Source organism: Amycolatopsis camponoti, from assembly GCF_902497555.1.
Taxonomy (GTDB): Bacteria; Actinomycetota; Actinomycetes; order Mycobacteriales; family Pseudonocardiaceae; genus Amycolatopsis; species Amycolatopsis camponoti.
Map to the genome: position 1 here is coordinate 2,671,458 of NZ_CABVGP010000002.1, position 24,468 is coordinate 2,695,925.

Here is a 24,468-nt window from a genome sequence, read left to right on the forward strand (position 1 = left end):
TCACCCGGCTCGCGGCGGCGCAAACGGTCAAATGGCCCGCATCCCGGGGACTGTGTCCTCTGCGCCGCAGGCGCCGTGGCCACCGATGCTGGCCCCATGTTCGAGCGATCCGGAGGGCACGAGAGATGGACACCTCGATGCGGTTGACCCGGCTGTGGCACAGCGTCCTGCCCGGGCGTGACTCGGTGGCCCGTCCGTCGGACCGGGTGCAGGCGGGTCTGCTCCTTTCGGTGATCCTGTTGTCGCTCGTCGCGGCGGCGGCCGCGGTCCTGCTCGGGATCGGCATCCACGGAGGCGAAGCAGCCAGATCCCGCGAACAGCTCGCCACTCGCCACGCCGCGACGGTGATCCTGCTGAGCGACGGTCCCGCGTCCGGCCGCACCGGCGCACCGGGCGAACCCGGTCCGGCGCGAGGGACCTGGATGACGCGAGACGGTCAGTGGAGAACCGGCGAGGTGGACGTCCCCGCCGGGACGGTCGCGGGGAACGAGGTCCCGATCTGGCTCGACGCGACGGGTGCCCCGGCCGATCGCCCCCTCATCCCGGCCGCGGCGGTCATCGACGCGACGGTCGTCGCGTCGGGGCTGTGGGCCGGCGTGGTGTTCCTGCTGGTGCTGTCCTACCTCGCCGTGGTCGCGCTGCTGGACCGGTTCCGCCTCGCCCGGTGGCAGCGGGAATGGTTCGTCCAGCAGCCGGGACGCACGCGCCGGGACGACCAAAGCCCCGCCGGCTCGTGAAGGGAAGGACCTGCGCCGGCTTGCCGCCGGCGAGGACCAACAGCCTTCCAAGAGATGACCAACGGCCACCCGACGGTGGACCGATGTGCGGTGTGCGAGGCGCCGGTGAATTGGTGCGATGGACCTGGAACCGAGGACGGACCGGTCGACCGGCTGGTCGCGTCCCTTGGCCGCCGACCCCGACTGGGAGATGACGATGCGCAAGTACGTGTACGACTTCGCCGAGGGCAACCGCGCCATGGCGGACCTGCTCGGCGGCAAGGGCGCGAACCTCGCCGAGATGACCGTGATGGGGCTGCCGGTGCCGCCGGGATTCACGATCACCACCGAGGCGTGCCGCGCGTACCTGGCCACCGGCACGTCACCCGAAGGGCTGACCGAGGAGGTGGGGGAGCACCTGCACGCGCTGGAACGGGCGATGGGCCGCAAGCTCGGGCAGGTCGACGAGCCGCTGCTGGTGTCCGTCCGGTCCGGGGCGCGGTTCTCGATGCCGGGGATGATGGACACCGTCCTCGACATCGGGCTGACCGACGACTCGGTGACCGGGCTCGCCGCGTGGTCGGGGGACGAGCGGCTGGCGTGGGACTCCTACCGGCGGCTGGTGCAGATGTTCGGCACCACCGTGTTGGGCGTCGACGCCGCTCACTTCGCCGGCGCGTTGCGGGCGGCCAAGCAGGCCAAGGGCGTCACCGGCGATCTCGGGCTGGACGCGGCCGACCTGCGGGCGCTGACCACCACGTTCAAGGACATCGTCCGCGAACAGGCGGGCCGGGACTTCCCGCAGGACCCGCGCGAGCAGCTGAACCTCGCGATCAACTCGGTGTTCGAGTCGTGGAACACCGACCGCGCCCACGTGTACCGCCGCGCCGAGCACATTCCCGAGGACCTGGGCACCGCGGTGAACGTGTGCGCGATGGTGTTCGGCAACCTGGGCGAGGACTCCGGGACGGGCGTCGCGTTCACCCGCGACCCGGCGACGGGGGCGCCTGGTGTCTACGGCGATTACCTCGCCGACGCCCAAGGCGAGGACGTCGTGGCCGGCATCCGCAACACCCTGCCCCTGCACCGGCTCGCCGACCTGCACCCCGGACCGTACGAACAGCTCCTCGGGATCATGCGGACGTTGGAGGAGCACTACCGCGACCTGTGCGACATCGAGTTCACCATCGAGCGGGGCAAGCTGTGGATGCTGCAGACCCGAGTCGGCAAGCGCACCGCGGCCGCCGCGTTCCGCATCGCCGAGGCCCTGCGCGAAGAGGGCGTGATCGACGCGGACGAGGCGCTGCGGCGGGTCACCGGCGCGCAGCTGGCCCAGCTGATGTTCCCCCGCTTCGCCGATACCACCACCACGCCGGTCGCGACCGGCGTCGCGGCATCGCCGGGGGCGGCGGTCGGTGAGGTGGTGTTCGACTCGGCGACCGCGGTGCGCCGGGCCGAGGAGGGTGCCGCGGTCATCCTGGTGCGGAGAGAGACCAACCCCGACGACCTCGACGGGCTGATCCATGCTCGCGGCGTGCTCACCAGCCGCGGCGGCAAGACGTCGCACGCCGCCGTGGTGGCGCGCGGGCTGGGGCGGACGTGCGTGTGCGGGGCCGAGTCCCTGGACGTCGATGTGGCGAACCGGCGGTTCACGACCGCGGACGGCACGGTCGTAGCCGAAGGCGACCTGATTTCCATCGACGGCACCGCCGGCGAGGTCTACCTCGGTGAGCTGGCCGTGGTGCCGTCGCCGGTCGTCGACTACTTCGAAGGCCGTCGCGAGCCCGGAACCGATGCGCTGTTGCAGGCGGTCGACCGGATCATCACGCACGCCGACGCCCGGCGGCGGCTGGAGGTGCGGGCGAACGCCGACACGCCGCAGGACACGCAACGGGCCCGTCGCCTCGGGGCGACCGGTGTCGGGCTGTGCCGCACGGAGCACATGTTCCTCGGCGACCGGCGGGTGCTGGTCGAACGGCTGATCCTCGCCGAGACCGAAGCCGAGCGCGAATCCGCGCTCGCGGCGCTGCTTCCGCTCCAGCGCGCGGACTTCGTGGGGATTCTCGAGGAGATGGACGGGCTGCCGGTGACCATCCGGCTGCTGGACCCGCCGCTGCACGAGTTCCTGCCCGACCGCACCGCGCTGACCGCCGAGGTGGCAGTGGCCCGGGCGCTCGGCCGACCGGGGGCGCCGGAGGCCCTGCTGCGCGCGGTCGAGCGGCTGCACGAGGAGAACCCGATGCTGGGCACCCGCGGGGTACGGCTGGGCCTGGTGGTGCCGGGGCTCTACGAGATGCAGGTGCGCGCCATCGCCGAAGCCGCCGCGATCCGCGTCCGCGCGGACGGGAACCCCCGCGTGGAGATCATGATCCCTCTGGTCGGCGACGTGCGGGAGCTGGACATCATGGCCGGGCGCGCCCGGCGGATCCTCGACGAGGTCACCGCCGGGACGAGCTTCCCGTACGAGATCGGCACCATGATCGAGCTGCCCCGCGCGGCGCTGACCGCGGGCCGCATCGCCGGGTCGGCCGAATTCTTCTCCTTCGGCACCAACGACCTGACCCAGACCGTCTGGGGATTCTCCCGCGACGACGTCGAAGCGTCGTTCTTCCCTGCATACCTCGCCGAAGGCATCTTCGCGGTGTCGCCGTTCGAGACGATCGACCGGGACGGCGTCGGCAGGCTCATTGCGGACGCCGTGGCCGCGGGCCGTGCCCGGCGCCCGGATCTCGGCTTGGGCGTGTGCGGCGAGCACGGTGGTGACCCCGAGTCGATCGGGTTCTTCCACGAGGTGGGGTTGGACTACGTGTCCTGCTCGCCGTTCCGGGTCCCGGTCGCCCGGCTCGAGTCCGGCCGCGCCGCCGTGGGGCAAACGGACAGCGCCGTCGACAACCGCTAGAAGCCGAGGCCTCGCCTACATCCCGTTGCCGGACGCCATCCACTCGTCCGGGTCGGGCGCAACCTTTGGGTTGTCGGGGTCGCCGTCGGCGGCCTCGGCACCATCCTCACCGCCGCCGGATTCGGCCTGCTCGTCGACCGGCTGGTCGGGGCGCACGTGTTCGACCCGGCCAACGGCGGCGCCACCGGCGTGTCGGCTGGTCGAACGCGCCCAGGAGGTGATGGTCACCCAGGGGCGTCTGCGGGGCCTGTTGCAGGCGAGCCGGATGGTGACTTCCGATCTGGCGTTGCCGACGCTGCTGAGGCGCATCGTCGAAGCGGCTCGTGACCTGCTCGGCGCCCGCTACGCCGCGTTGGGCGTGATCGCGCCCGGCGGACGGCAGCTGGCCGAGTTCGTGCACACCGGCATGGACTCACAGACGGTCGCGCTCGTCGGACGGCTCCCGGAAGGCAAGGGCTTGCTCGGCGCCCTGATCGACGACCCCCGGCCGATCCGGACCGAGTGCGACCACGGGGAGTTCACCGCGGAAGACGAGGAACTCGCGCTGGCCTTGGCTGCGACGGCGGGGCAGGCGAGGTCGCCGTCGGCGTGCAGGCCGACGACCTCAGCGGGCTCGAGGTTTCCGTCGACCGGACGTTGTCGGGCCGGGTGTTCCGCAGCGGGCAACCGCACCTGGGTTCGTGGGAGGACCACCCGGACCAGGAACCGGCGGTGGCGAGCCTGGTCGACGTCGACGCTGTGCTGGTTGTCCCGATGACCGGTACCCAAAGGGTCGATGGGGTGCTGACCGCCGCGCGGGTGCGCGGCCGTCCTGGGTTCACCCCGGAGGACCTGGAGATGGCTGCCGGGTTCGCCACCCAGGCGTCGGTGTCCATCGAGATCGCCGACACCCGCGCGGAGCAGCACCGCAACGAGATCTACGACGAGCGTGATCAGATCGCCGCTGAGCTGCACGAGCAGGTGATTCAGCGCGTGTACGCGGTGAACCTGTCCTTGCACGCCGCGATCGGGTTGGCGAAGAGTTCGGTGGTGGCGCAGCGGGTCCGGGCGGCCGTGCGGGATCTCGACGGCGTGATCGCCCACATCCAGGACGCCGTCCGCCGGCTCGACGACGCCGATCCGGGCCACGGGCCCGGTGTGCGGGAACGGATCGAAGAGGTTCTCGCCGACACGACCGCCGAGCCGGGGCTGTCGGTGTCGACCCGGTTCGCCGGCAAGCTGGACACCATCGGCACCGGCGAACTCGCCGACGACCTTGTCGCCGCTTTGCGCGACACCCTCGCCCTCGTCGTCCGGCACGCCGCGGCCACGACCGTGGACCTCGCGCTGACCTGCACCGGCCACCAGGTCAGCGTGGTCGTCGAGCACGACGGCCGTCATGGCTCCGGCCGCGGTGACCTCGCCGAGTGGACGGCGGTGGCCGAACGGGCCGAACACCACGGTGGCACGGCGGAGCTGGACGATCGCGGGGTTCGCTGGTCCGTGCCACTGCCGTGACCAGGACGGTCAGCACCTCGCCCGAGGCGATGACCGTCGCGCGGTGGCGCTCCGGCTCGCCGTCGTCTTCGCCGGCCAGCTTCGTGCCGACCGCGACGGGGATCACCCTCACGTGCTTGTCGAGCCGGGTTCGAGCAGGATGTCTTCGAGAGACCGGCGGGGCGTCCACGGCACCGGCGCGCCCCGGCCCAGCCGCAGCACGATCTGCGGCCACAACCCGCCGCCGAGCAGCTGGCGCAGCTCGGAACGGACGGCGGGGACCTCGATCGGCTGGGAGATGAACGAGGCGTCGAGGCCGGCGGCGGTAGCGGTGAGCAGGACCCGCTGCATCGCCTGACCGGCCCGGAGCTGGTCGAGCCGGGTGTCGTCGAAGGAGCCGATGACCACGACCAGCGGGTCGTCTTCGTCGATCCGGCCGCGCCGGGGCGCGTGCCGGGTACCGAAGTCGCGGAGGATCCAGCCGCCGTCGTCGGCGGGCACAGCGCCGCCGGCGTAGGCGGGGACGCCGTCGCGGCTGTGCCGGGCGCGTCCGGTCCAGTGTCGCCATTCGGCGAGGAACTCCGGATTGCTCAGCTGGACCTGGTGACTCTTGTTCACCAGTTCGCGGAGCTGTTCGAGCTGGTTGGCGTCGAGCCGGGGCAGCCAGGCCTGCTCGACTTCGGCGGCGTGCCGGAGCTCGGCGAGCACGGACGCGGGGATGGCGGCCGTCTCGAACGGAGTGCGGTTGGTGTGGCGGCGTGGGATCGTGTCGGCCAGCTGGACGAGCCGCCGGTCGGGTTTGCGGGCGGCGAAGGGCCGGACGAGGGCCAGCAGCGTCGGGTCGTCGCGGCGGGGGAGCAGTGTCGTGGCCGGGTGGGCGCCGAGGGCGTGGATGGCGGTGCGCAGGTTGAACAGCGCGGCCCCGCAGGAGAGCAGTAGCTCCCGGCCGTCCGCGTCCACCACCGGGAGCCCGCGCCCCGGGTCCGCGTGCAGTTCGAGGCCCGCGGGAGTGCAGCGGAAGCGCCAGGGCTGCGTGTTGTGCGTCGACGGGGCGAGCGTCGCAGCGCTGATCACGGACTTCACCTGATCGGAATCCAGCAGACCGATCGGCGTGATGGCTGATGTCATGTTTTCCCTCGCGCCGCGACACGGCACACTGTGGTTCGGAAGGCTCCTCGCGACGATCTCTCAGGTCGCTGGGTCCCGGAAAGGGGAAAAGGTCACCAGCGATGCGAGCAACGCGGAGGTTGTGGGCAGCGTGTCAGTGAAGGAACTCGCCGGAAACGAACCGAACCCCCGGCGGATGGCCGGGACTCTGTCCGGTCTGCGGTTGCGTGAGCTGCTGGGTGACCTGCAGGACCGGATCGAGCTGCTGATCGGCACCCGGGACAAGATGGACGGTCTGCTCGACGCCGTCCTGGCCGTCGCGTCCGGCCTGGAGCTGGACACCACGCTGCGGCGGATCGTGCAGGCGGCGATGGAACTCGGCGAGGCGGAGTACGGCGCGCTCGGGGTGCTGGCCGAGGACGGTTCCCTGTCGGAGTTCGTCTACGTCGGCATCGATGACGAGGCCCGCCGGCTGATCGGCGACCTGCCGACCGGTCACGGGGTGCTGGGTGTGGTCATCGACGAGGCGAAGCCACTGCGGATGGAGGAGATCTCCTCGCACCCGGCGTCGGTGGGGTTCCCGGCGCACCACCCGCCGATGCACTCGTTCCTCGGAGTTCCGGTGCGCGTGCGCGATGAGGTGTTCGGGCGGCTGTACCTGACCGAGAAGAAGAACGGCGAGCAGTTCACCGACGACGACGAGGTCGTCGTGCAGGCCCTGGCCGCCGCGGCCGGCATCGCGATCGAGAACGCGCACCTCTACGAGCAGGCGCAGGTGCGGCAGCAGTGGCTGGCCGCGACCAGTGAGGTGACCACCGAGCTGCTGGGCGGCGGTGACCCGGTCGAGGCGCTGAACTTGATCGCGAGCCGGGCGCTCGAGCTGACCGGCTCGGAGGTCACCATGCTCGCGCTGCCGAACTCCGGGCGCCTGGACGTCGACGAGGACTGGGGCGAGGACGTCGACGACCTCACGGTCACCGTCTGCGCGGGGACGCGGGCGGCGGAGCTGGCGGGGACGCACATCGACCTCGAGGAGAGCGTGCCCGGCGCGGTGTACCGGGACCGGACGCCGCGCAGCGTGCCGGAGCTGGCCCTGCGCGAGCACCGCTACGGGCCGGCGCTGGTCGTCCCGCTGCGCGCGGGGGACCGGACGACCGGCGTGCTCATCGCGGCCCGGGAGGCCGGGGCGGCGGGGTTCGAGTCGGCGCAGCTGTCGGTGGTGGCCTCGTTCGCCGACCAGGCGGCACTGGCGCTGCAGCTGGCGGCGCAGCAGCGGGCCGCGCGCGAGCTGGACGTGCTGGGTGACCGGGACCGGATCGCCCGTGACCTGCACGACCACGTGATCCAGCGGTTGTTCGCGGTGGGGCTGTCGATGCAGAGCACCCAGCGGCGGACGAAATCGCCGGAGCTGCAGAAGCGGCTCGGGGACAGCATCGAGCAGATGCACGAGATCGTGCAGGAGATCCGTACGGCGATCTTCGATCTGCACGGCGGGGTGGCGGGGGAGACGGGGCTGCGGTTACGGCACCGGCTGCACGACGCGGTCGCGGAGCTGACCGATGATGCCCCGATCCAGCCGACGGTGAGCATGTCGGGCTCGATCGACACGGTGCCCACGCAGCTGGCCGAGCACGTCGAGGCGGTGGTGCGGGAGGCGGTCAGCAACGCCGTGCGGCACGCCGAGGCGTCGACGGTGTCGATTTCGATCACGGTGAGGGACGATCTCTTGCGGATCCTGGTGGTCGACGACGGCAAGGGGCTGGCCGAGGACATCTCGCCGAGCGGGCTGGGAAACCTCGGCGAACGGGCTGCGGCGGTCGGCGGTTCGTTCACGCTGGGCAGCGGCCCCGAGGGCGGCCTGAAGGTGGAGTGGACGGCGCCGCTCCGCTGAGCCCGGTCCATGCGGTGGCGCACTTGTCCCGATTTGCTGGGTACACCACGAGATCAGCGACTCCGGAGGCCGCCATGGCGACCAGGGGGTGAACCACGGCCCCGCGACTTCTCCGCCGATCCGGCTCGCGCGAACGCCTGGGGTGCGGCCTCGGGTATCGGGGGAGGATAAGGCTTCACGGGCCTGATCGTCGGCTCGACCGCCGTCGCCTTGGCGCCGTACGCACGTTGCCCAATCGTGGTGGTCCGCGGCCGGACCCCGCACGACGCGCCGTCGCCATCATGGTCATCACGACCTGGGCGCGCGTCGGCCGGCTATCGAAGTGACTGTCGGCCACATCGGACACAGCGGACGGGTTTCGTTCGGGCGCTTGGACAACATGTGCGCTTCTGCTCATTCGCTGTCGAACCACACGATCGAGTGCTCCTTCCCGGGGAATTGCTGCCCTGGAAGGAAAGTCGCGTACGGCTGCGCGAAGATCGGGACCGGATCGGCAGCTGATCGGTGATGGGACAAGTGGCGACGAGGTCTCGCAGTTGCTCGCTGGGAGGCCGTACGCATGCCGTCGATGTCCGTGCCCCGGCCGCGGGATTCGCGACGCCGGGCGTCGGCGGCGTTCGCGGTGACCCGGACAGGCGCAGCAAGCGTGGTCACCACGGCAGGCGAGCTCGATGCGACCGTCACCGATCAGTTCGCGGCGCTGCTCGCCGATGAGCTGCACCGGCAACCGCGGGCGCTGGTCTGCGACACCTCGGCGGTCGAGTTCTGCGCCGCCCGGGCGCTGACGATCCTGATCGACATGGTTGCCGACGCCGCTGCGGCGCGGGTGCCCTTCGCGGTCGTCGGACGTCGGCGAGCAGTGCTGCGGCCGATCACCGCGCTCGGCCTGGAGCAGGTCCTGCCGGTCCACCGCAGCGTGGAGGAGGCCCTGGACCGGCTGACGCTGTCGGCTGATCCGAGCGGCCTGGACGCCCACGGCAGCTCCCGGCGCTGACAAGCGCCGGCGGAGACCGACCCGGCCTCAGCCGGTACGTGCTGACGCAACTCGCCGTCGCGCTCGCAGAATGCGATGCAGAAGTCCGCGCCGGTGCGTGTCCGGCTCGATGCGTGCGTGCTCAGGCGCGCGCCACAGGACACCGGTTCTGATGACCAAAGTCCTCGTGCGGCATGACATTCGATCAGTGATCGCTCGCGGGTGAATGCCGGTAGATCGATCAGCTGCGTGCGTCCTCGGTCGCCCGAGATACGTGTGACCGGGCGTGGGCGGCTGCTTCGTCGAGGTCGGTGAACAGGTGGTTCTCGTGTCGGAGCTTGCCGAGGGCGCCGGTGGCAGTCAGCACGTGCTGGTGGTGTGGCCGGATTCCCTTGATCAGCACGGTGATTCCGCGGGCTTCGAGTTCTTCGATGGCTTCGCCGAGTGCTTTCGCGCCGCTCGCGTCGAGGAGGTGCAGGCGGGACAGCCGCAGGATGACCACGAGGACGTCGTCGGTCGTGCCGGCGATTTCGGTGACGATGCGTTCGGAAGCGCCCCAGAACATGGCGCCCTCGAAGCCGAACACCGCGATGTGCTCGTCGCCGGGGGTGGCGGGACCGGGAAGCGCGTCGCGGCGGGCGTGCGCGGCGCCGGCGAGGTGGCGCAGGGCGAAGAAGGCGGCGACGAGCAGGCCGATTTCGACGGCGAGGATGAGGTCCGCGGCGACGGTCACCAGCGCGGTCACGGCGAAGGTGGCCGCGCTGGAGCGGCTCGCGTGGACGACTTCGCGGATCGTGGGCAGTGGGACCATCTTCAGGCTGGTGACCATGAGGACGCCGGCCAGCGCGGCGAGCGGGATCCGGGACACGAGCCCGGTGGCGGCGTAGATCACCGCGAGTATCACCAGGGCGTGCGTGATGGCCGCCAGCCGGGTCCGGGCGCCCGAGCGGACGTTGACCGCGGTGCGGGCGATCGCACCGGTGGCGGGCATGCCGCCGAAGAGGCCGCTGGCGATCGAGGCCAGTCCCTGACCGACGAGCTCGCGGTCCGGGCGGGTCGGCCCGACCGGGGGCCCCGTGCGGGTCATCGTCACGGCGACGCGCGCGGAAAGCAGGGATTCGATGGCTGCCAGCGCGGCGACCGCGACGACGGCGCCGGTGAGGTCGCCGACCGCTCCGAGGGTGAAGGACGGCAGCGCGGGGGTCAGTGTGCTGGGCAGCCCGCCGATCCGCGGAAGGGGTGCGTGGACGACCTCGGCGACGACGGTCGCTACGGCGACCGCGAAGAGGGAGGCCGGTATCCCGCGGTGCAGCTTGGGCAGAACCAGCATGATCACCGCGACCAGCGCCACGGTCGCGATCGTCCAGACGCCCACGCCGCCGCCGGTCACGGCGTGCGCGACCGCGTCGGCCGCGGCCAGGAGCGGGTTCTTCCCCGGCGGCGCGGCCGTGCCGACGGCCGCGGGGACCTGCTGCAGGAAGATGATGCAGGCGATCCCGAGGGTGAAGCCCTCGACGACCGGCCAGGGGAGGTAGCCGACCAGTCGGCCCAGCCGCGCGGCTCCGGCGACGAGCACGACCAGACCGCCGAGGATGGCGACCAGGGCGATCGAGGACGGGCCGTGTGCGGCGACGATCGGGGCCAGGACCACGGCCATCGCTCCGGTCGGTCCGGACACCTGGACGGGTGAGCCGCCGAACACCGCGGCCACGATCCCCGCCACGACGGCCGTGACGAGACCGGCTGCCGGTCCCGCGCCGGAGCTGACCCCGAAGGCCAGGGCCAGCGGGAGGGCCACGACGCCGACGGTGATCCCGGCGAGCAAGTCCGTGCGCAGCACGGGCCCGTGGAGGTCGTAGTCACCCCGGCCCGGCAGCAGGTCGCGGGCGTTCACACCCGGGCCGCGATCGCGTCGAGCACGGCCTGGGGGCTCGCACCGGGCAGCGGCGGCAGCTCCCGGGCGGCGCGCAGCTGCTCCGAGCCGGGACGGAGCCCGGCCATCAGGAAGGCGCGGGCGACCACGAGCAGTTCGGCCACGAGTGGTTCGGCGAGCCAGTACTCGACGGCGTTGCCGGTCCGCGACGAGGTGACGACCCGGGTGCGGCGCAGGACGGCGAGGTGCTGGGACAGCTGGGAGGCTTCGCAGCCGGTCACCTCCAGCAGCCGCGTCACCGGCGCGCCGTCGTCCCCGGCGGCGGCCAGCACCTCCAGGACCTGGATCCGGGTCGGGTGCGCGAGGCACTTGAACAGGTCGGCCTTGATCCGGTACAGCGGCTCCGTCGTGCGGGACCTTGCGGGCATGGGCACCTCCTGGATTGATGACTCTATCAATCCATCAATCCATGGCGGGACGCGGCCGGGCGATCTCGGTGCTGCGCGCCGGGCGAGGGAATCATCGTCTCCGTGGACGTGATGGCGCGAAGGGACGTAAGTCCTCTCGACCGGTGACCGACGCCAGCGGTGACCAGGGTCCCCGCTTCCTAGGTTGGGAGGTAACCCCGAAAGGCAGGAACCCCCGATGCGAGCACGCGATCTGATGACCGCGCCGGTGATCACCGTGCACCCGTGGACGTCCGCCAAGGAGGCGGCCGGGCTGCTGTCGATGCACGGCTTCACGGCTCTTCCCGTGGTGGACGACGAGGACGGGTTGGTCGGCATCGTCACCGAGGCCGATCTGATCCGCGGCCGGGTCCCGGCCGACCCGCGCCACGTCCACGAGCCCCGCGCCACCGTCGCCGGCAAGACCGTCGGTGATCTGATGACCAGCCCGGCTACCGCCATGGACACCGGCGCCGATGTCGCCGACCTGTGCCAGGCCTTGGTGGACGCCCGGATCCGGGCGATGCCGATCGTCGACGGCTCGGCGGTCGCCGGCATCGTCACCCGCGGCGACGTCGTCCGGATGCTCGCGCGGGAGGACACCGAGATCGCCCGGGACGTCAAGCACCGCTTGGAGATCTACGGCGGCAGCGGCCGCTGGGGAATCGATGTCCGTGACGGGTGCGTGCACATCACCGACCAGTTCGACGACGACACCGATCGGCACGTTGCCCGGCTGCTGGCGCTGGCCGTGCCCGGCGTCGTCGCCGCCGACACCGCGTATGCGGGTGAGGAGCAAGCACGATGAGCACCATCGAACCGAGGATCACCGTGGGCGTGGACGGCTCGGTGGGTTCCGCCGCCGCCGTCGCCTGGGCGGCGAACCTCGCCTCCCGGCGCCATCTCGAGCTGAAGGTCGTGCATGGTCTCCAGCTCGCCGGCGTGTACTACGGAGGCGGGATGCTCGGCGCCGGAGCGGAGGCGCTGTTCGACGCGATCCGAGCCGACGGCGAGCGGGCCATCGCCGACGCGTGCAGCCTCGTGGCGTCGATCGACAAGGACCTCGTCGTCACGACGGAACAGCCGAACGAGCCACCCGTGCCGCTGCTGATCGAGGAGTCCCGGCACGCCCGGATGCTCATCGTCGGCCGGACCGGCGCCGGCGGATTCGCCGACATGCTGCTCGGGGGCACGGCGGCCACGGTCGTCGCCCACGCGCACTGCCCGATCGCGGTGGTCCGCGGCCGCGACGGGGCCACGGCCGTCCCCGGCTCGGGACCGGTCGTCGTGGGCGTCGACGGCAGCCCGAACAGCGAACAAGCGCTGGCCATCGCGTTCGAGGAGGCCTCGCTGCGTGGCACGCCGCTGATTGCGCTGCACGCTTGGAACGACGTCACCTACGAGGACGCTTTCGGCACCGCGCGGATCTTGACCCCGCCGGACACCCTCGAAGACGACGAGGAGCGGCTGCTCGGTCAGCGGCTCGCGGGCTGGCAGGAGAAATATCCCGACGTCGAGGTCCGGCGTGTGCTCGTGCGCGACCGGCCGCGGCACGCGCTGCTCGAGGCGTCCGCGGAAGCTCAGCTGGTGGTCGTGGGCAGCCGCGGCCGCGGTGGATTCACGGGCATGCTGCTGGGCTCGACCAGCCAGGCTCTCGTGCAGCACGCCCAGTGCCCGGTGCTCGTCGTCCGCCCGGAGCCGAAGGCATGACCGCCGTCGAAGCACGTCCGGCGGCGCTGAGCGGCACCGAACTCGCCCAGGTGGACGCCCTCTGGCGGGCCGCGAACTACCTTTCGGCCGGCCAGATCTACCTGATGGCCAACCCGCTGCTGCGCGAGGAGCTGCGCGCCGAGCACGTCAAGCCGAGACTGCTCGGGCACTGGGGGACCTCGCCCGGCCTCAACTTCGTCTACGCCCACCTCAACCGGGCCATCCTGACCCACGACCTGAACGCCATGCTGGTCACCGGCCCGGGGCACGGTGGGCCGGCGTTGCTGGCGAACACGTGGCTGGAGGGCAGTTACACCGAAGCCTGGCCCGAGGTCACGCGCGATGCCCCGGGCATGCGGGAGCTGTTCAAGCAGTTCTCCTTCCCCGGTGGCGTGCCCAGCCATGTGGCGCCGCAAGTGCCCGGTTCGATCCACGAAGGCGGCGAGCTGGGTTACTCGCTGGCGCACGCCTTCGGGGCCGCGTTCGACAACCCGGGCCTGCTCGTCGCCTGCGTGGTCGGCGACGGCGAGGCCGAGACCGGCCCGCTGGCCACGTCGTGGCACGCGAACAAGTTCCTCGACCCGGTCCGGGACGGCGCGGTGCTGCCGATCCTGCACCTCAACGGCTACAAGATCGCCAACCCGACGGTGCTTTCGCGGATCGCCCCGGCGGAGCTGGACGCCTTGCTGCGCGGCTACGGGTATGCGCCGATCTACGTCGAGGGCAGCGACCCGGAGCCGATGCACCAGGCAATGGCCGCGGCGCTCGACTCGGCCGTCGCCACCCTCGCCGAACGGCGCGGCGTGTGGCCGATGATCGTGCTGCGCAGCCCCAAGGGCTGGACGGGACCGTCCGTTGTGGACGGCAAGCCGGTCGAGGGGACCTGGCGTTCCCACCAGGTGCCCCTGGCCGAGGTCCGCCACAACCCGGAGCACCTCAAGCAGCTGGAGGAGTGGCTGCTGTCCTACCGGCCTTCGGAACTGTTCGACGGGTCCGGCCGTCCGGTCGCCGACGTCACGGCGATGATCCCGGCGGGGGAGCGCCGGATGGGCTCGAACCCCCACGCCAACGGGGGTGTGTTGCTGCGGCCGCTGTCGTTGCCCGGCACCGCGGCCCACGCGGTGTCCGTGCCGGCGCCGGGGGTGACGGTGGCCGAGCCGACCCGGGTGCTGGGCCGGTTCCTGCGGGACGTCTTCGCGCTGAATGCCGACCGGGCGAACTTCCGCCTGTTCGGCCCGGACGAGACGGCGTCCAACCGGCTCGATGCGGTCTACGACGTCACCGGCAAGCAGTGGCAGGCCGCGATCGAACCGGTCGACGAGAACTTGTCCCCCGACGGCAGGGTGCTGGAGGTGCTCTCGGAGCACCTGTGCCAGGGCTGGCTCGAGGGCTACCTGCTCTCGGGGCGCCACGGGCTGTTCTCCTGCTACGAGGCGTTCGTACACATCGTGGACTCGATGGTGAACCAGCACATCAAGTGGCTGCGGGTGCACCGGCAGATCCCGTGGCGGCGTCCGGTGGCGTCGCTGAACTACCTGCTGACCTCGCACGTGTGGCGGCAGGACCACAACGGTTTCTCCCACCAGGACCCGGGTTTCGTCGACCACGTCGCCAACAAGAGCTCCGAGGTGGTGCGGATCTACTTCCCGCCGGACACGAATACGCTCCTGGAGGTGGCGGCGCATTGCCTGCGCAGCCGGGACTACGTGAACGTCGTCGTGGCGGGCAAGAACGACACGCCGAACTGGCTCGACGCCGAGCAGGCGGCCCTGCACTGCGCCCGCGGCGTGAGCATCTGGGAGTGGGCGAGCAGCCACACCGACCGGGAGCCCGACGTCGTCCTCGGCTGCGCGGGCGACGCCCCGACCCTCGAGGTCCTGGCCGCCGCGAAGATCCTTCGGGAAGAGCTGCCGGACCTCGCCGTGCGCGTGGTCAACGTGGTCGACCTGATGCGGCTGCAGCCGGAGGTCGAACACCCCCACGGGCTGGGTGATCGGGAGTTCGACGCGTTGTTCACCCCGGACCGGCCGGTGATCTTCGCCTACCACGGTTATCCGTGGCTGATCCACCGCCTGGCTTACCGCCGGACGAACCACGCGGGGATGCACGTGCGCGGCTACACCGAGCACGGCACCACGACCACGCCGTTCGACATGCTGGTGCTCAACCACATGGACCGCTTCCAGCTGGTCATCGACGTGATCGACCGCGTACCGGGGCTCGCCGCCACGGCCGGGGTGCTGCGGCAGCGGATGACCGAGAAACAGGGTCGGCACACCCGGTACATCCGCGCCCACGGTGAAGACCTGCCGGAGATCCGCGACTGGGCCTGGGAAGGCTGATTCGAGACGCCGTGAAGGCCCCCTTGAGGAACTCGTAGTTCCTCAAGGGGGCCTTCACGGCGTCTCGAATGCCGGTTGAAGCGGGCGAAACCGGTGCGGAGGCAGTCTTCGTAGAAGAGGGTCACCCGCGCCGCGGAGTCCGGGCATCCGTGCCGGGGGCAGGTGCTCCAGCAGGTAGTCGAAGTAGGCGGCGAGGCGTTCGGCGTGGAGCACACCGCGACCCAGTGGCGGCGGCCCGATGGCGGGCGGCGTTCGCACGCTCTTGTGCGGTGAGGCGGGAGTGACCACGCCGGTCACCCGAGACGAGCTGGAGGCCGCGATGGACGCGGACCACGGACCGTGGTCGGCGCGCTGGGTGGCCGGCACTGCGCGCGGCAGCACCTGCCCGGCGCCGTCACCCTGGTTCTGGCCGATGTCGACGCGCAGTGCCCGCTTTGCTGCCCGACCGCGAAGCCGCGGTCGGGCAGGAGGTGGCCGTCCGGCCGACCACACTGGCTAGGTCGACGTCCGCACGTACCGGGAGGGTGTCGAGGGGCGGCTGCCGGCGGGCCGGCCCGCCGAAACGGCTCGCGCCTTCCCGGCCGGTGTCACGGCCACCGCCGGGAGCGAGGCGAACTCCGCGGGCCGGTGGGTGACCACCAGGGCCGACCGGCCCGCGGTCGCCGCGAGTACGTCGGCCGCCAGCGCCGTCGCCGTGGGGGTGTCGAGATGGGCCGTCGGTTCGTCCAGCAGGAGGATCGGGCGGTCCGACAGCAGCGCGCGGGCCACGCCGACGCGCTGCCGCTCGCCGCCCGAGATCGGGGTTCCGTGGGTGCCCAGCGCCGTGTCGAGGCCGTCGGGCAGGTGCGAGAGCCACGAACCGAGCTGGGCCAGGCCCAGAGCGGTGCGGAGCTCGTCGTCGGAGGCACCAGGGCGGGCCAGGCGGAGGTTCTCTCGCAGCGTGCTGTCGAACAGGTGGGTGTCCGGCCCGCACCAGGCGATTTGCGCCCGGACGGAGTCGCCGTCGAACCTCAGGGTGTCGGTCCCGTCGAGCAGCACCCGGCCCGCCGACGGGTCGAGATAGCGCATGAGGGCCGCGATCACCGTGCTCTTGCCCGCGCCCGACCTGCCGGTCAGCGCGATCCGGCGGGCGTGGCCGATCCGCAGGCCGACGTCTCGCACGGCGTCGGCCGCCGCCCCCGGCCAGCGGACCGCCAAGTGCTCGGCTGCCAGTTCCGCGGCGGCCGGGGCGGGGGTGGCGGGCACGGGTTCGGTGTGCGGTGCGGGCAGGGTGTCCAGCTCCGCGAGCCGGCGGGCCGAGCCGCCGGCGCCGAGCAGCCGCTGTGCCGCCTCGGGCAGGCCGGCCACCAGTTCGGCGGTGGCCAGTGGTGTCAAGGCCAGGACGGCCAGCGCCGGACCGGGGAGCTGGCCCGCACGTACGGCCAGGATGCCCAGCACGAGACCGGCGACCGACGTCAGCCCGACGCCCAGCGTGGCGATGCCGCCGCCGAGCCCGCGCCAGGCCGCCGAACGGAGGTGGCGGACGGTCAGCGCGGTGTCGATGTCCCGCAGCCGGGCGTGCCGCCGGGCCGTGGCGTCGTGGGTGATCAGGTCGGCCGAGGCCTGCAGCAACTCGACCGTTCCGGCGGTGAGGTCCGCCCGCAGCCGCGCCGTTTCGCGCTGCGCCCGGCGCTCCGTCAGACCGGCGACGACCGGGGCGACGACGCCGGCGGTGAAGAGGCCCACGGCGGCGGCGAGGCCGGCGCCGGGCAGGATGAGGCCGAGGGTGACGGCGGTCGTCGTGAGGACCACGAACGTCGACACACCCGGCACGAGGCCGCGCACGAGAACGTCCTGCTGGTTGTCCACGTCGGACACCAGCCGGTGCAGGAGGTCGCCCCGGCGCAACCGCGTCGTGCCCGCCGGCCCGATCCGGACCAGCTGTGCCCACACCCGTACCCGCAGCTCGGCCAGAGCGCGGAGCGCGACGTCATGGGACAGCAGCCGCTCGATGTAGCGGAAAATTCCCTTCGCCAGGCCGAACGTCCGCACCGCGACGATCGCCACCATGAGGCTCAGCACCGGTGGGTGCAGGGCCGCGCTCGCGATCAGCCACGACGACGTCGCCGTGAGCGCGACGCCGCAGCCCAGCGCGGCGGTCGCGGCGAGGCACGCCAGGGCCAGCCGCGACCTGTGGGGCCGGATCGCGTCGAGCAGCGGGCGCCACTTCGGGCCCGCCAAGTCCACAACGGACGGTGCGTCGGAAGCCGGCGCAGCGGCACGCACGGTCGGCGTGGAGGCCGCGGACGGAGGATCCGCTGAGGCCGGCACCGAGCTGCCGCCCATTGAGACGACACGGTCACACCGCGCCAGCACCGCGGGGTGGTGGCTGACGATCACGGCGGTCCGCCCGGCGAGCACCTTGGGCAGCCGGTCGAGGATGGCGGCCTCGGTCTCCGCGTCGACGCCCTCGGTGGGCTCGTCGAGCAGGATCAGCGGCCGGTCGAGCAGCACCGCGCGGGCCAGCGCGACACGGCGGCGCTGGCCGGTCGACAGCCCGGCGCCGAGCTCACCGACCACAGTGGACAGCGGGACGTCGAGCGCCGCGGTGTCAGCGGCCGCGACCACGGCGTCGTCGGTGGCGTCGGGGCAGCCCAGGCGGATGTTCTCCGCCACCGTCCCGGCGACCAGGTGCGGCTGCTGCGGGACCCAGGCGAGGTGCCGGTGCCAGGTCGCGCGGCCGATATCGGCCAAGTCGGTGTCGCCGAGCAGGATCCGGCCGCTGTCGGGCCGCCGCCAGCCGAGCAGGAGGTCGAGCAGGGTCGACTTGCCCGCTCCGCTCGGTCCGGTGATCCCGACGACTTCGCCGGGCGGCACGCGCAGACTGAAGGCGTCGAGGATCGGTCCGGACCGGCCTGCCACGGTGACGTCTTCGCAGAGCAGCGCCACGCGGGTGAGGTCGGGAACCGTGCGGGTGCCGGTGTCGCCGGTGGGCGTGTCGGCGAGCGCGATGATCTCCTCGGCCGCGGCCAGTCCTTCGGCGCTGTCGTGGAACCGTGCGCCGACCGCCCGCAGCGGCAAGTAGACCTCGGGCGCGAGGATGAGCACGACGAGAGCAGTCTGCAGGTCGAGCTCCCCGGCCAGCAGGCGCAGGCCGATCGACACGGCGACGACCGCGACCGACAGGGTGGCCAGCAGTTCGAGGGCGAGGGCGGACAGGAACGCGACGCGCAGGGTGCGCAGGGTCTGGGTGCGGTATTTCTCGGTGATCTCGCGCAGCGAGCGGATCTGGGCGCGGGCCCGGCCGAAGGAGGTCAGCTCGGCGAGGCCGGCGACGAGGTCGAGGAAGTGGTTGCCCAGCACGGAAAGGGTCTTCCATTGCCGCTGGACGTCGCGCTGGGTGTAGAGGCCGATGAGGATCATGAAGATCGGGATGAGCGGCACCGTGAAGCCCACGATGACCGCGGCGACCCAGTCGGCGAGCAGGATCCGCACCCCGACCACCAGCGGCACGACCGAGGCGATCAGCAGCTGCGGCAGGTAGCGCGCGAAGTAGCCTTCCAGGCGATCGACGCCGTGCATGGCCAGCGCCGCGACCTCGGCGGGGGAGCGGTCGGCCCGGCGCGGACCGATCCGCAGCGCGGCCGCGATCACGGTCTCCCGCAGCTGGGACAGCGCCCGGGCAGCGGCGCGGTGCGCGGTCGTCTCCGACACCCACGCGATTCCGGCTCGAGCAAGCACCACCAGCACGAGCATCCCGACCGGGACCAGCAGATTCCTCAGCGCGAAGCCGTCGAGGAAGGCCCACGTGATCGTCTTCGCCAGCAGCTCCGCCTGGGCGAGCACCAGCATCGCGGTGAACACGCCCAGAGCGGCGCAGGCGAGGATGAACGGTCGGACGGCGCTGGCGTGGCGGAGCAGCCGCGGATCGAGGGGCTTCACCGGCGGACCGCGGGCAGGCCGCCGCCGGCGGGGATGGAGGTGCGGCTGATGCGCTTGCGGAACACCCAGTAGGTCCACGTCTGGTAGGCCAGCACGATCGGGGTGAACGCGACGGCGACCCAGGTCATGATCTGCAGCGTGTAGTGCGTCGAGGACGCGTTGGTCGTGGTGAGGCTGAACGCCGGGTCGGTCGTCGAGGGCAGCACGTTCGGGTACAGCGACCAGAACAGCGTGACGGTGACGGCGATGATCGCGCCCGCGGTGCTCGCGAAGGCGTACCGGTCCCGGTCACCCGCGGCGAACAGCACGCCCGCGACCAGCAGCGCCGCGGCGATCAGCGATGTCAGCCACGCCCAGCCGCCGTGCTCGACCGCGGTGTAGGCGAGGAACACGCCGCCGAAGACGATCGCCGCGCCGCCGAGAGCGCGGCTCAGGCTGCGAGCCCGGTCGCGCAGCGCGTCCGTCGTCTTGAGCGTCAGGAAGACGGCGCCGTGGAAGGCGAACAGCGTGAGCGTGGCCAGGCCGCCGAGCAGCGCGTACGGGTTGAGCAGGGTGAAGAACGTGCCGGTGAAGTGGTGCTTCGCGTCGAGCGGGACGCCGTGGACGATGTTGCCGAACGCGACGCCCCACAGCAGCGCGGGCCCGGCCGAGGCGAAGACGATGATCCAGTCCCACGTGTTCCGCCAGCGCGGGCTGTCGATCTTCCCTCGGAACTCGAACGCCACGCCACGCAGGATCAGCGCGACCAGCACCAGCAGCAGGGCGAGGTAGAAGCCGGAGAACAGGCTCGAATACCAGAGCGGGAAGGCGGCGAAGGTAGCGCCGCCGGCGACGAGCAGCCAGACTTCGTTGCCGTCCCAGACCGGGCCGATGGTGTTGATCAGCACGCGGCGGTCGGTGTCGTCGCGGCCGAGGACGCGCAGCAGCATGCCGACGCCGAAGTCGAAGCCTTCGAGGACGAAGTAGCCGGTCCAGAGGACCGCGATGAGCAGGAACCAGATGTCGGTGAGGGCCATGGCGGTCTCCGGCGCTTAGTAGGCGAAGGCCGCGGGCCGCGGCTCGTCGGAATCGGTGTCGTCGCGCGGTGCTTCGGGTGGCGGGGGCCCGGCCTTGGCGTAGCGGACCATCAGGACGCCGTCGACGACCGCGAGGATGCCGTAGAGGACGGTGAAGACGATCAGCGAGGTCAGCACGCTGCCCGCGGGGACGGTGGGGGACACGGAGTCGGCGGTTTTGAGGACCCCGAAGACCGACCAGGGCTGGCGGCCCATCTCGGTGAAGATCCAGCCGACGCTGTTGGCCAGGAACGGCAGCGCGATCGCGGCGGTGGCGATGGGGAAGAACCAGCGGGCGCGCGGGGTGCGGCCGCGGCGGAACAGCCAGAGCCCGGCCAGGGAGATCAGCAGGCAGAGGAAACCGAAGCCGATCATCAGGCGGAACGTCCAGTAGCTGACCGGGATGTTCGGGCGGTACTCGCCGGGGCCGTAGGCCTGCTGTTCGGCGGCCTGGAGGTCGTTGATGCCCTCGACGCGGCCGTCGAACTTGCCGGTCGCCATGAACGACAGGACGCCCGGGACGCGGATGCTGAACTTCTCCTGCGAGCCGTCCAGCGAACCGATGGTGAACAGCGAGAACGACGCGGGCGCGACGGTGTCGTAGAGCGCTTCGGCGGCGGCCATCTTCATCGGCTGCTGCTCGGTCATCAGCCGCGCTTGCAGGTCACCGGTGACGATGACGCCGAGGCTCGCGATCAGCACGGTGACCAGCGCGAGCTTCATCGACGGCCGGAACACGTCCGCCGAGCGGTTCTTCCGCAGCTGCCAGGCGCTGATGCCGACGACGAACATGCCGGCGGTCAGGAAGCACGCGGTGATGGTGTGGGCGAACGCGCCGACGGCGGTCGAGTTGGTGAGCACGGCGCCGAAGTCCTTGAGCTCCGCACGGCCGGTCGCCGGGTTCACGATCGAGCCGACCGGGTGCTGCATCCAGGAGTTCGCGGCGAGGATGAAGTACGCCGAGAGCACGGTGCCGATGGAAGCGATCCAGATCGTCGCGAGGTGGAGCTTCTTCGGCAGCTTGTCCCAGCCGAAGATCCACAGGCCGAGGAACGTCGACTCGAGGAAGAACGCCAGCAGTCCTTCGATGGCCAGCGGCGCGCCGAAGATGTCGCCGACGAAGGTGCTGTAGTCCGACCAGTTCATCCCGAACTGGAACTCCTGCACGATGCCGGTCGCCACGCCCATGGCGAAGTTGATGAGGAACAGCTTCCCCCAGAACTTCGTCATCCGGCGGTACTTGTCGTTGCCGGTGCGCACCCAGGCCGTCTGCATCCCGGCGACCAGGAAGGACAGTCCGATGGTCAGGGGGACGAAGATGAAGTGGTAGACGGTGGTGATCCCGAACTGCCAGCGGGCGATGTCCAGGGCGTTCATCCGGTTCTCCTGCTCGCGCGGACGATGTTGTCTCCGGCAGCATCCGGCGCGAGGGCCCTCCGGCGAGAGGGTCCTTGGTCACTTCCGCGACGGTCCCCGGTCCCTGCCATCGGAGGCCCGGTGGCCGTAGGCTGATCTCCAGTCACTGTTGCCGGGAGGTCGGAATGCTCCGCGTGTTTCTTGTCGATGACCATGAGGTGGTCCGTCGTGGTGTCGCTGATCTGCTGGACGAGGACGAGGACTTGACGGTGGTGGGGCAGGCGGGGAGTGTGTCGCAGGCGCTGGCGCGGATTCCGGCGTTGAACCCGGATGTGGCCGTGTTGGATGTGCGGTTGCCGGATGGGAACGGTATTGAGCTGGCGCGGGAGCTGCGGTCGAAGTTGCCGGAGCTGAAGTGTTTGATGTTGACGTCGTTCACCGATGAGCAGGCGATGCTGGATGCGGTGATGGCGGGGGCGAGCGGGTTCGTGATCAAGGACATCAAAGGGATGGATTTGATCACGGCGGTGCGGGAGGTGGGGGCGGGCAGGTCGTTGCTGGACGCGCACGCGGCGGCGGCGTTGATGGGCAAGCTGCGAGACAGTCAGGCGAAGAAGGGTCCGTTGGCGGATTTGTCGGATCAGGAGAAGAAGCTACTGGAGTTGATCGGTGAGGGGTTGACGAACCGGCAGATTTCGGAGCGGATGTTCCTGGCGGAGAAGACGGTGAAGAACTACGTCTCCCGGTTGCTGACCAAGCTGGGGATGGAACGTCGCACCCAGGCCGCTGTCCTCGCCACCGAACTCCGCAACCAAGACCGGTAGGCACGGTCCGCCCAGCGGGGCGGTCACGGCCCTAGGCTTTGAGCCGGTCCGGCTCCAGCAGGACATCGGCCACGGAGCGCCGCGGCGTCCACGGTACGGGCGCACCACGGCCGAGGCGCAGCACGATCTGCGGCCACAGGCCACCGCCGAGCAGGCTGCGCAGCTCCGTCCGGATCGCGGGCACCTCGACCGGCTGCGAGATGAACGACGCGTCGAGCCCGGCCACGGTCGCCGTCAGGAGCACCCGCTGCATCGCCTGACCGGCCCGGATCCGGTCCATCCGGGTGTCGTCGAACGAGCCGATGACCACGACCAGCGGCTCGGAGTCGTCGGCCCGGCCGCGCGGGCGCGAGCCGAAGTCCCGCAGGACCCAGCCGCCGTTCTCCGAGGGCATCGCGCCGGCCGCGTACTCCGGCACGCCGTCGCGGCTGTCCCGGTCGCGGGCGGTCCAGTACCGCCACTCGGCGAGGAATGCGGGATCGGCCACCTGGACGTGATGCCCCTTGTGCACGAGTTCGCGCAGCTGGTCCAGCTGGTGCGGGTTCAGCCGGGGCAGCCAGGCCTGTTCGACCTCCGCGGCGTGGCGCAGTCCGGCCACGGCGGTGGCCGGGATGGTGACCGCTTCGAACGGGGTGCGGTTGGTGTGCCGGCGGGGGATCGCGTCCGCCAGCTCCACGAAGCGCCGGTCCGGCTTGCGGGCCGCGAATGGCCGGACCACCGCGAGCAGGGTGGGGTCGTCGCGCCTGGGGAGGAGGGTCGTCGCCGGGTGGGCGCCGAGCGCGTGGATGGCGGTGCGCAGGTTGAACAGTGCGGCACCACAGGAGAGGAGCAGTTCTCGCTGGTCGGCGTCGGCCGCGGGTAGGGCGCGCTCCGGATCGGCGTGCAGCTCGAGGCCCGCGGGAGTGCAGCGGAAGCGCCAAGGTTGCGTGTTGTGGGTCGACGGAGCGAGCACCGCCGCGCCGAGCACGGACTTCACCTGATCGGAGTCCAGCAGGCCGATCGAGGTGATCGGTAGTGTCATGGTTTCCCCTCGGGCCCCGCCACGCGGCACTCTGTGGTTCCTTGAGCTTCTCCCGAGGGTCTCTCGCAGCGAAGCCCGGCGGTAAGGGGAAAAGGTCACCAGCGTGGTGGACGAGTCCGGCCCGCAGCCGGAGGACGACCTGTCCGTGTCGGTCGCGCTCAAGGACGACGTGCTGCGCGGTCTCGTGGTCGACGCCAGCAAGAGCCTGCGCGAGGATGTCTCGCCGAGCAGGCGGGCAACCTGGGGGACCGCGCCGAAGCAGTCGGTGGCGCGTTCACCCTCGGCCGCGGTCCTGATGGGGGCGTGAGGTGGAGTGGCCGGCGCCGGTCCGCTGACCGTGACCACTGTGGCCGACGTGCGACAGCGCCGCGGTTGTGGAGCCGGGTGGCGAAGACCTATCAGGTCACCGCGAAGGGCGACACCCGGTGCGGTCCGCTAGCGTCACGCTCGCGGGTCGGTGCGCTCCCTCCCCCTCGGCTCGCCGGCCCGCGCCTCCGCCAGTCCCGAGGGCATCAGCCGGCTGAGCCGTCACGTGTGCGGAGTGCGCCCGGCCTCGACGTCCAGCTCCGCGGTCGCGGCCTCCACCAGTTCCTCCGTCAGGTCCGACAGCGCGCGCCCCAGAGCCAGGTAGCTCGCGACTTGCTCCGGGCCTGTCCGGAGCGCCAAGCCCACGCCGGAGAACTCGTGCCCATCCGGGGTGTGCAGCACGATCTGGGCTCGCGTCCGGTGGGCTCCGCGCTCGATCGCGGCGTCGAAACTCCACATCTTTGCCGGCTGGCTCATCTTCCGCTCCGTTTCTCCCCGTGCCGCCGACGGGTGACAGCGGAGCCGGCCGGAGTACAGGGCCGTTGGTCCCCG

Annotated in this window: 19 protein-coding genes and 1 pseudogene; 11 read left to right on the plus strand and 9 right to left on the minus strand. The window is 71.4% G+C overall.

Going from position 1 to position 24,468, the window contains the following annotated elements:
- The first annotated feature begins 137 nt into the window (after nucleotides 1-137).
- Nucleotides 138-737, plus strand: coding sequence for an Rv1733c family protein (locus tag AA23TX_RS32820; RefSeq protein ID WP_155546605.1), 600 nt, complete (start codon nucleotides 138-140; stop codon nucleotides 735-737).
- A gap of 118 nt (nucleotides 738-855) precedes the next feature.
- On the plus strand, nucleotides 856-3,615 hold the full coding sequence (ppdK, locus tag AA23TX_RS32825) for a pyruvate, phosphate dikinase (RefSeq protein WP_230862831.1): 2,760 nt from the start codon (nucleotides 856-858) through the stop codon (nucleotides 3,613-3,615).
- Nucleotides 3,616-3,630: 15 nt separating this feature from the next.
- Here ppdK and AA23TX_RS49740 read toward each other — a convergent pair whose 3' ends face one another.
- Nucleotides 3,631-3,843, minus strand: coding sequence for a hypothetical protein (locus AA23TX_RS49740; RefSeq protein ID WP_196425631.1), 213 nt, complete (start codon nucleotides 3,841-3,843; stop codon nucleotides 3,631-3,633).
- Nucleotides 3,844-4,203: 360 nt separating this feature from the next.
- Here AA23TX_RS49740 and AA23TX_RS32835 point away from each other — a divergent pair, with 360 nt between their 5' ends.
- Nucleotides 4,204-5,112, plus strand: coding sequence for a GAF domain-containing sensor histidine kinase (locus AA23TX_RS32835; RefSeq protein ID WP_196425632.1), 909 nt, complete (start codon nucleotides 4,204-4,206; stop codon nucleotides 5,110-5,112).
- Nucleotides 5,113-5,220: 108 nt separating this feature from the next.
- On the opposite strand, the gene AA23TX_RS32840 is transcribed toward AA23TX_RS32835, so the two are convergent.
- Nucleotides 5,221-6,219: an Acg family FMN-binding oxidoreductase gene (locus AA23TX_RS32840; RefSeq protein WP_196425633.1), complete on the minus strand. Its 999-nt coding sequence runs from the start codon at nucleotides 6,217-6,219 to the stop codon at nucleotides 5,221-5,223.
- A 121-nt stretch (nucleotides 6,220-6,340) separates the two neighbouring features.
- On the opposite strand from AA23TX_RS32840, the gene AA23TX_RS32845 reads away from it, so the two are divergent.
- From AA23TX_RS32845 to AA23TX_RS32855, 3 genes and pseudogenes are all read left to right on the plus strand, one after another.
- A complete protein-coding gene (locus AA23TX_RS32845; protein ID WP_155546607.1) occupies nucleotides 6,341-8,089 on the plus strand; it encodes a sensor histidine kinase in 1,749 nt (582 codons plus the stop codon).
- Nucleotides 8,090-8,260: 171 nt separating this feature from the next.
- Nucleotides 8,261-8,362, plus strand: a pseudogene (locus AA23TX_RS50425) (universal stress protein); the annotation flags it as partial.
- Between the two features lie 295 nt (nucleotides 8,363-8,657).
- Nucleotides 8,658-9,083 (plus strand): STAS domain-containing protein, encoded by a 426-nt coding sequence (locus AA23TX_RS32855; protein ID WP_277875436.1) that lies wholly within the window; start codon nucleotides 8,658-8,660, stop codon nucleotides 9,081-9,083.
- Between the two features lie 220 nt (nucleotides 9,084-9,303).
- Here the strand turns inward: AA23TX_RS32855 and AA23TX_RS32860 are convergent, their stop codons facing one another.
- Nucleotides 9,304-10,956 carry a SulP family inorganic anion transporter gene (locus AA23TX_RS32860; protein ID WP_155546609.1) on the minus strand — a complete coding sequence of 551 codons (1,653 nt, stop codon included), beginning with the start codon at nucleotides 10,954-10,956 and terminating at the stop codon, nucleotides 9,304-9,306.
- Nucleotides 10,953-11,363 (minus strand): ArsR/SmtB family transcription factor, encoded by a 411-nt coding sequence (locus tag AA23TX_RS32865; protein WP_155546610.1) that lies wholly within the window; start codon nucleotides 11,361-11,363, stop codon nucleotides 10,953-10,955. Before AA23TX_RS32865 ends, AA23TX_RS32860 begins: the two co-directional genes overlap by 4 nt.
- Nucleotides 11,364-11,580: 217 nt before the next feature.
- On the opposite strand from AA23TX_RS32865, the gene AA23TX_RS32870 reads away from it, so the two are divergent.
- The 3 genes from AA23TX_RS32870 to AA23TX_RS32880 are packed head-to-tail and all read left to right on the plus strand — an operon-like array spanning nucleotide 11,581 to nucleotide 15,433.
- Nucleotides 11,581-12,189 carry a CBS domain-containing protein gene (locus AA23TX_RS32870; RefSeq protein ID WP_155546611.1) on the plus strand — a complete coding sequence of 203 codons (609 nt, stop codon included), beginning with the start codon at nucleotides 11,581-11,583 and terminating at the stop codon, nucleotides 12,187-12,189.
- Entirely contained in the window at nucleotides 12,186-13,091 is a 906-nt protein-coding gene (locus AA23TX_RS32875; RefSeq protein WP_155546612.1) for a universal stress protein, read from the plus strand. The genes AA23TX_RS32870 and AA23TX_RS32875 overlap by 4 nt, the downstream gene beginning before the upstream one ends.
- Nucleotides 13,088-15,433: a phosphoketolase family protein gene (locus AA23TX_RS32880; protein WP_155546613.1), complete on the plus strand. Its 2,346-nt coding sequence runs from the start codon at nucleotides 13,088-13,090 to the stop codon at nucleotides 15,431-15,433. Before AA23TX_RS32875 ends, AA23TX_RS32880 begins: the two co-directional genes overlap by 4 nt.
- A gap of 495 nt (nucleotides 15,434-15,928) precedes the next feature.
- Here AA23TX_RS32880 and cydD read toward each other — a convergent pair whose 3' ends face one another.
- The 3 genes from cydD to AA23TX_RS32895 are packed head-to-tail and all read right to left on the minus strand — an operon-like array spanning nucleotide 15,929 to nucleotide 21,786.
- Nucleotides 15,929-19,354 (minus strand): thiol reductant ABC exporter subunit CydD, encoded by a 3,426-nt coding sequence (gene cydD, locus AA23TX_RS32885; protein WP_155546614.1) that lies wholly within the window; start codon nucleotides 19,352-19,354, stop codon nucleotides 15,929-15,931.
- A complete protein-coding gene (cydB, locus tag AA23TX_RS32890) occupies nucleotides 19,351-20,370 on the minus strand; it encodes a cytochrome d ubiquinol oxidase subunit II (protein ID WP_155546615.1) in 1,020 nt (339 codons plus the stop codon). The genes cydD and cydB overlap by 4 nt, the downstream gene beginning before the upstream one ends.
- Before the next feature lie 15 nt (nucleotides 20,371-20,385).
- Nucleotides 20,386-21,786, minus strand: coding sequence for a cytochrome ubiquinol oxidase subunit I (locus AA23TX_RS32895; RefSeq protein WP_155546616.1), 1,401 nt, complete (start codon nucleotides 21,784-21,786; stop codon nucleotides 20,386-20,388).
- Between the two features lie 164 nt (nucleotides 21,787-21,950).
- On the opposite strand from AA23TX_RS32895, the gene AA23TX_RS32900 reads away from it, so the two are divergent.
- Nucleotides 21,951-22,589 carry a response regulator transcription factor gene (locus tag AA23TX_RS32900; protein ID WP_155546617.1) on the plus strand — a complete coding sequence of 213 codons (639 nt, stop codon included), beginning with the start codon at nucleotides 21,951-21,953 and terminating at the stop codon, nucleotides 22,587-22,589.
- Between the two features lie 31 nt (nucleotides 22,590-22,620).
- Here AA23TX_RS32900 and AA23TX_RS32905 read toward each other — a convergent pair whose 3' ends face one another.
- On the minus strand, nucleotides 22,621-23,610 hold the full coding sequence (locus AA23TX_RS32905) for an Acg family FMN-binding oxidoreductase (protein WP_230862832.1): 990 nt from the start codon (nucleotides 23,608-23,610) through the stop codon (nucleotides 22,621-22,623).
- Between the two features lie 103 nt (nucleotides 23,611-23,713).
- Here AA23TX_RS32905 and AA23TX_RS32910 point away from each other — a divergent pair, with 103 nt between their 5' ends.
- On the plus strand, nucleotides 23,714-23,917 hold the full coding sequence (locus AA23TX_RS32910) for a hypothetical protein (RefSeq protein WP_230862833.1): 204 nt from the start codon (nucleotides 23,714-23,716) through the stop codon (nucleotides 23,915-23,917).
- Nucleotides 23,918-24,138: 221 nt separating this feature from the next.
- On the opposite strand, the gene AA23TX_RS32915 is transcribed toward AA23TX_RS32910, so the two are convergent.
- Nucleotides 24,139-24,393, minus strand: coding sequence for a dsRBD fold-containing protein (locus AA23TX_RS32915; RefSeq protein WP_230862834.1), 255 nt, complete (start codon nucleotides 24,391-24,393; stop codon nucleotides 24,139-24,141).
- Nucleotides 24,394-24,468: the final 75 nt, after the last annotated feature.

Coding starts and splice junctions, on each gene's coding strand:
- AA23TX_RS32870 (WP_155546611.1), top strand. CDS start 11,581: ATGCGAGCACGCGATCTGATGACCGCGCCGGTGATCACCGTGCACCCG.
- AA23TX_RS32905 (WP_230862832.1), bottom strand. CDS start 23,610: ATGACACTACCGATCACCTCGATCGGCCTGCTGGACTCCGATCAGGTG.
- ppdK (WP_230862831.1), top strand. CDS start 856: ATGGACCTGGAACCGAGGACGGACCGGTCGACCGGCTGGTCGCGTCCC.
- cydB (WP_155546615.1), bottom strand. CDS start 20,370: ATGGCCCTCACCGACATCTGGTTCCTGCTCATCGCGGTCCTCTGGACC.
- AA23TX_RS32840 (WP_196425633.1), bottom strand. CDS start 6,219: ATGACATCAGCCATCACGCCGATCGGTCTGCTGGATTCCGATCAGGTG.
- AA23TX_RS32855 (WP_277875436.1), top strand. CDS start 8,658: ATGTCCGTGCCCCGGCCGCGGGATTCGCGACGCCGGGCGTCGGCGGCG.
- AA23TX_RS32900 (WP_155546617.1), top strand. CDS start 21,951: ATGCTCCGCGTGTTTCTTGTCGATGACCATGAGGTGGTCCGTCGTGGT.
- AA23TX_RS32875 (WP_155546612.1), top strand. CDS start 12,186: ATGAGCACCATCGAACCGAGGATCACCGTGGGCGTGGACGGCTCGGTG.
- AA23TX_RS32895 (WP_155546616.1), bottom strand. CDS start 21,786: ATGAACGCCCTGGACATCGCCCGCTGGCAGTTCGGGATCACCACCGTC.
- AA23TX_RS32880 (WP_155546613.1), top strand. CDS start 13,088: ATGACCGCCGTCGAAGCACGTCCGGCGGCGCTGAGCGGCACCGAACTC.
- AA23TX_RS32820 (WP_155546605.1), top strand. CDS start 138: ATGCGGTTGACCCGGCTGTGGCACAGCGTCCTGCCCGGGCGTGACTCG.
- AA23TX_RS32865 (WP_155546610.1), bottom strand. CDS start 11,363: ATGCCCGCAAGGTCCCGCACGACGGAGCCGCTGTACCGGATCAAGGCC.
- AA23TX_RS32915 (WP_230862834.1), bottom strand. CDS start 24,393: ATGAGCCAGCCGGCAAAGATGTGGAGTTTCGACGCCGCGATCGAGCGC.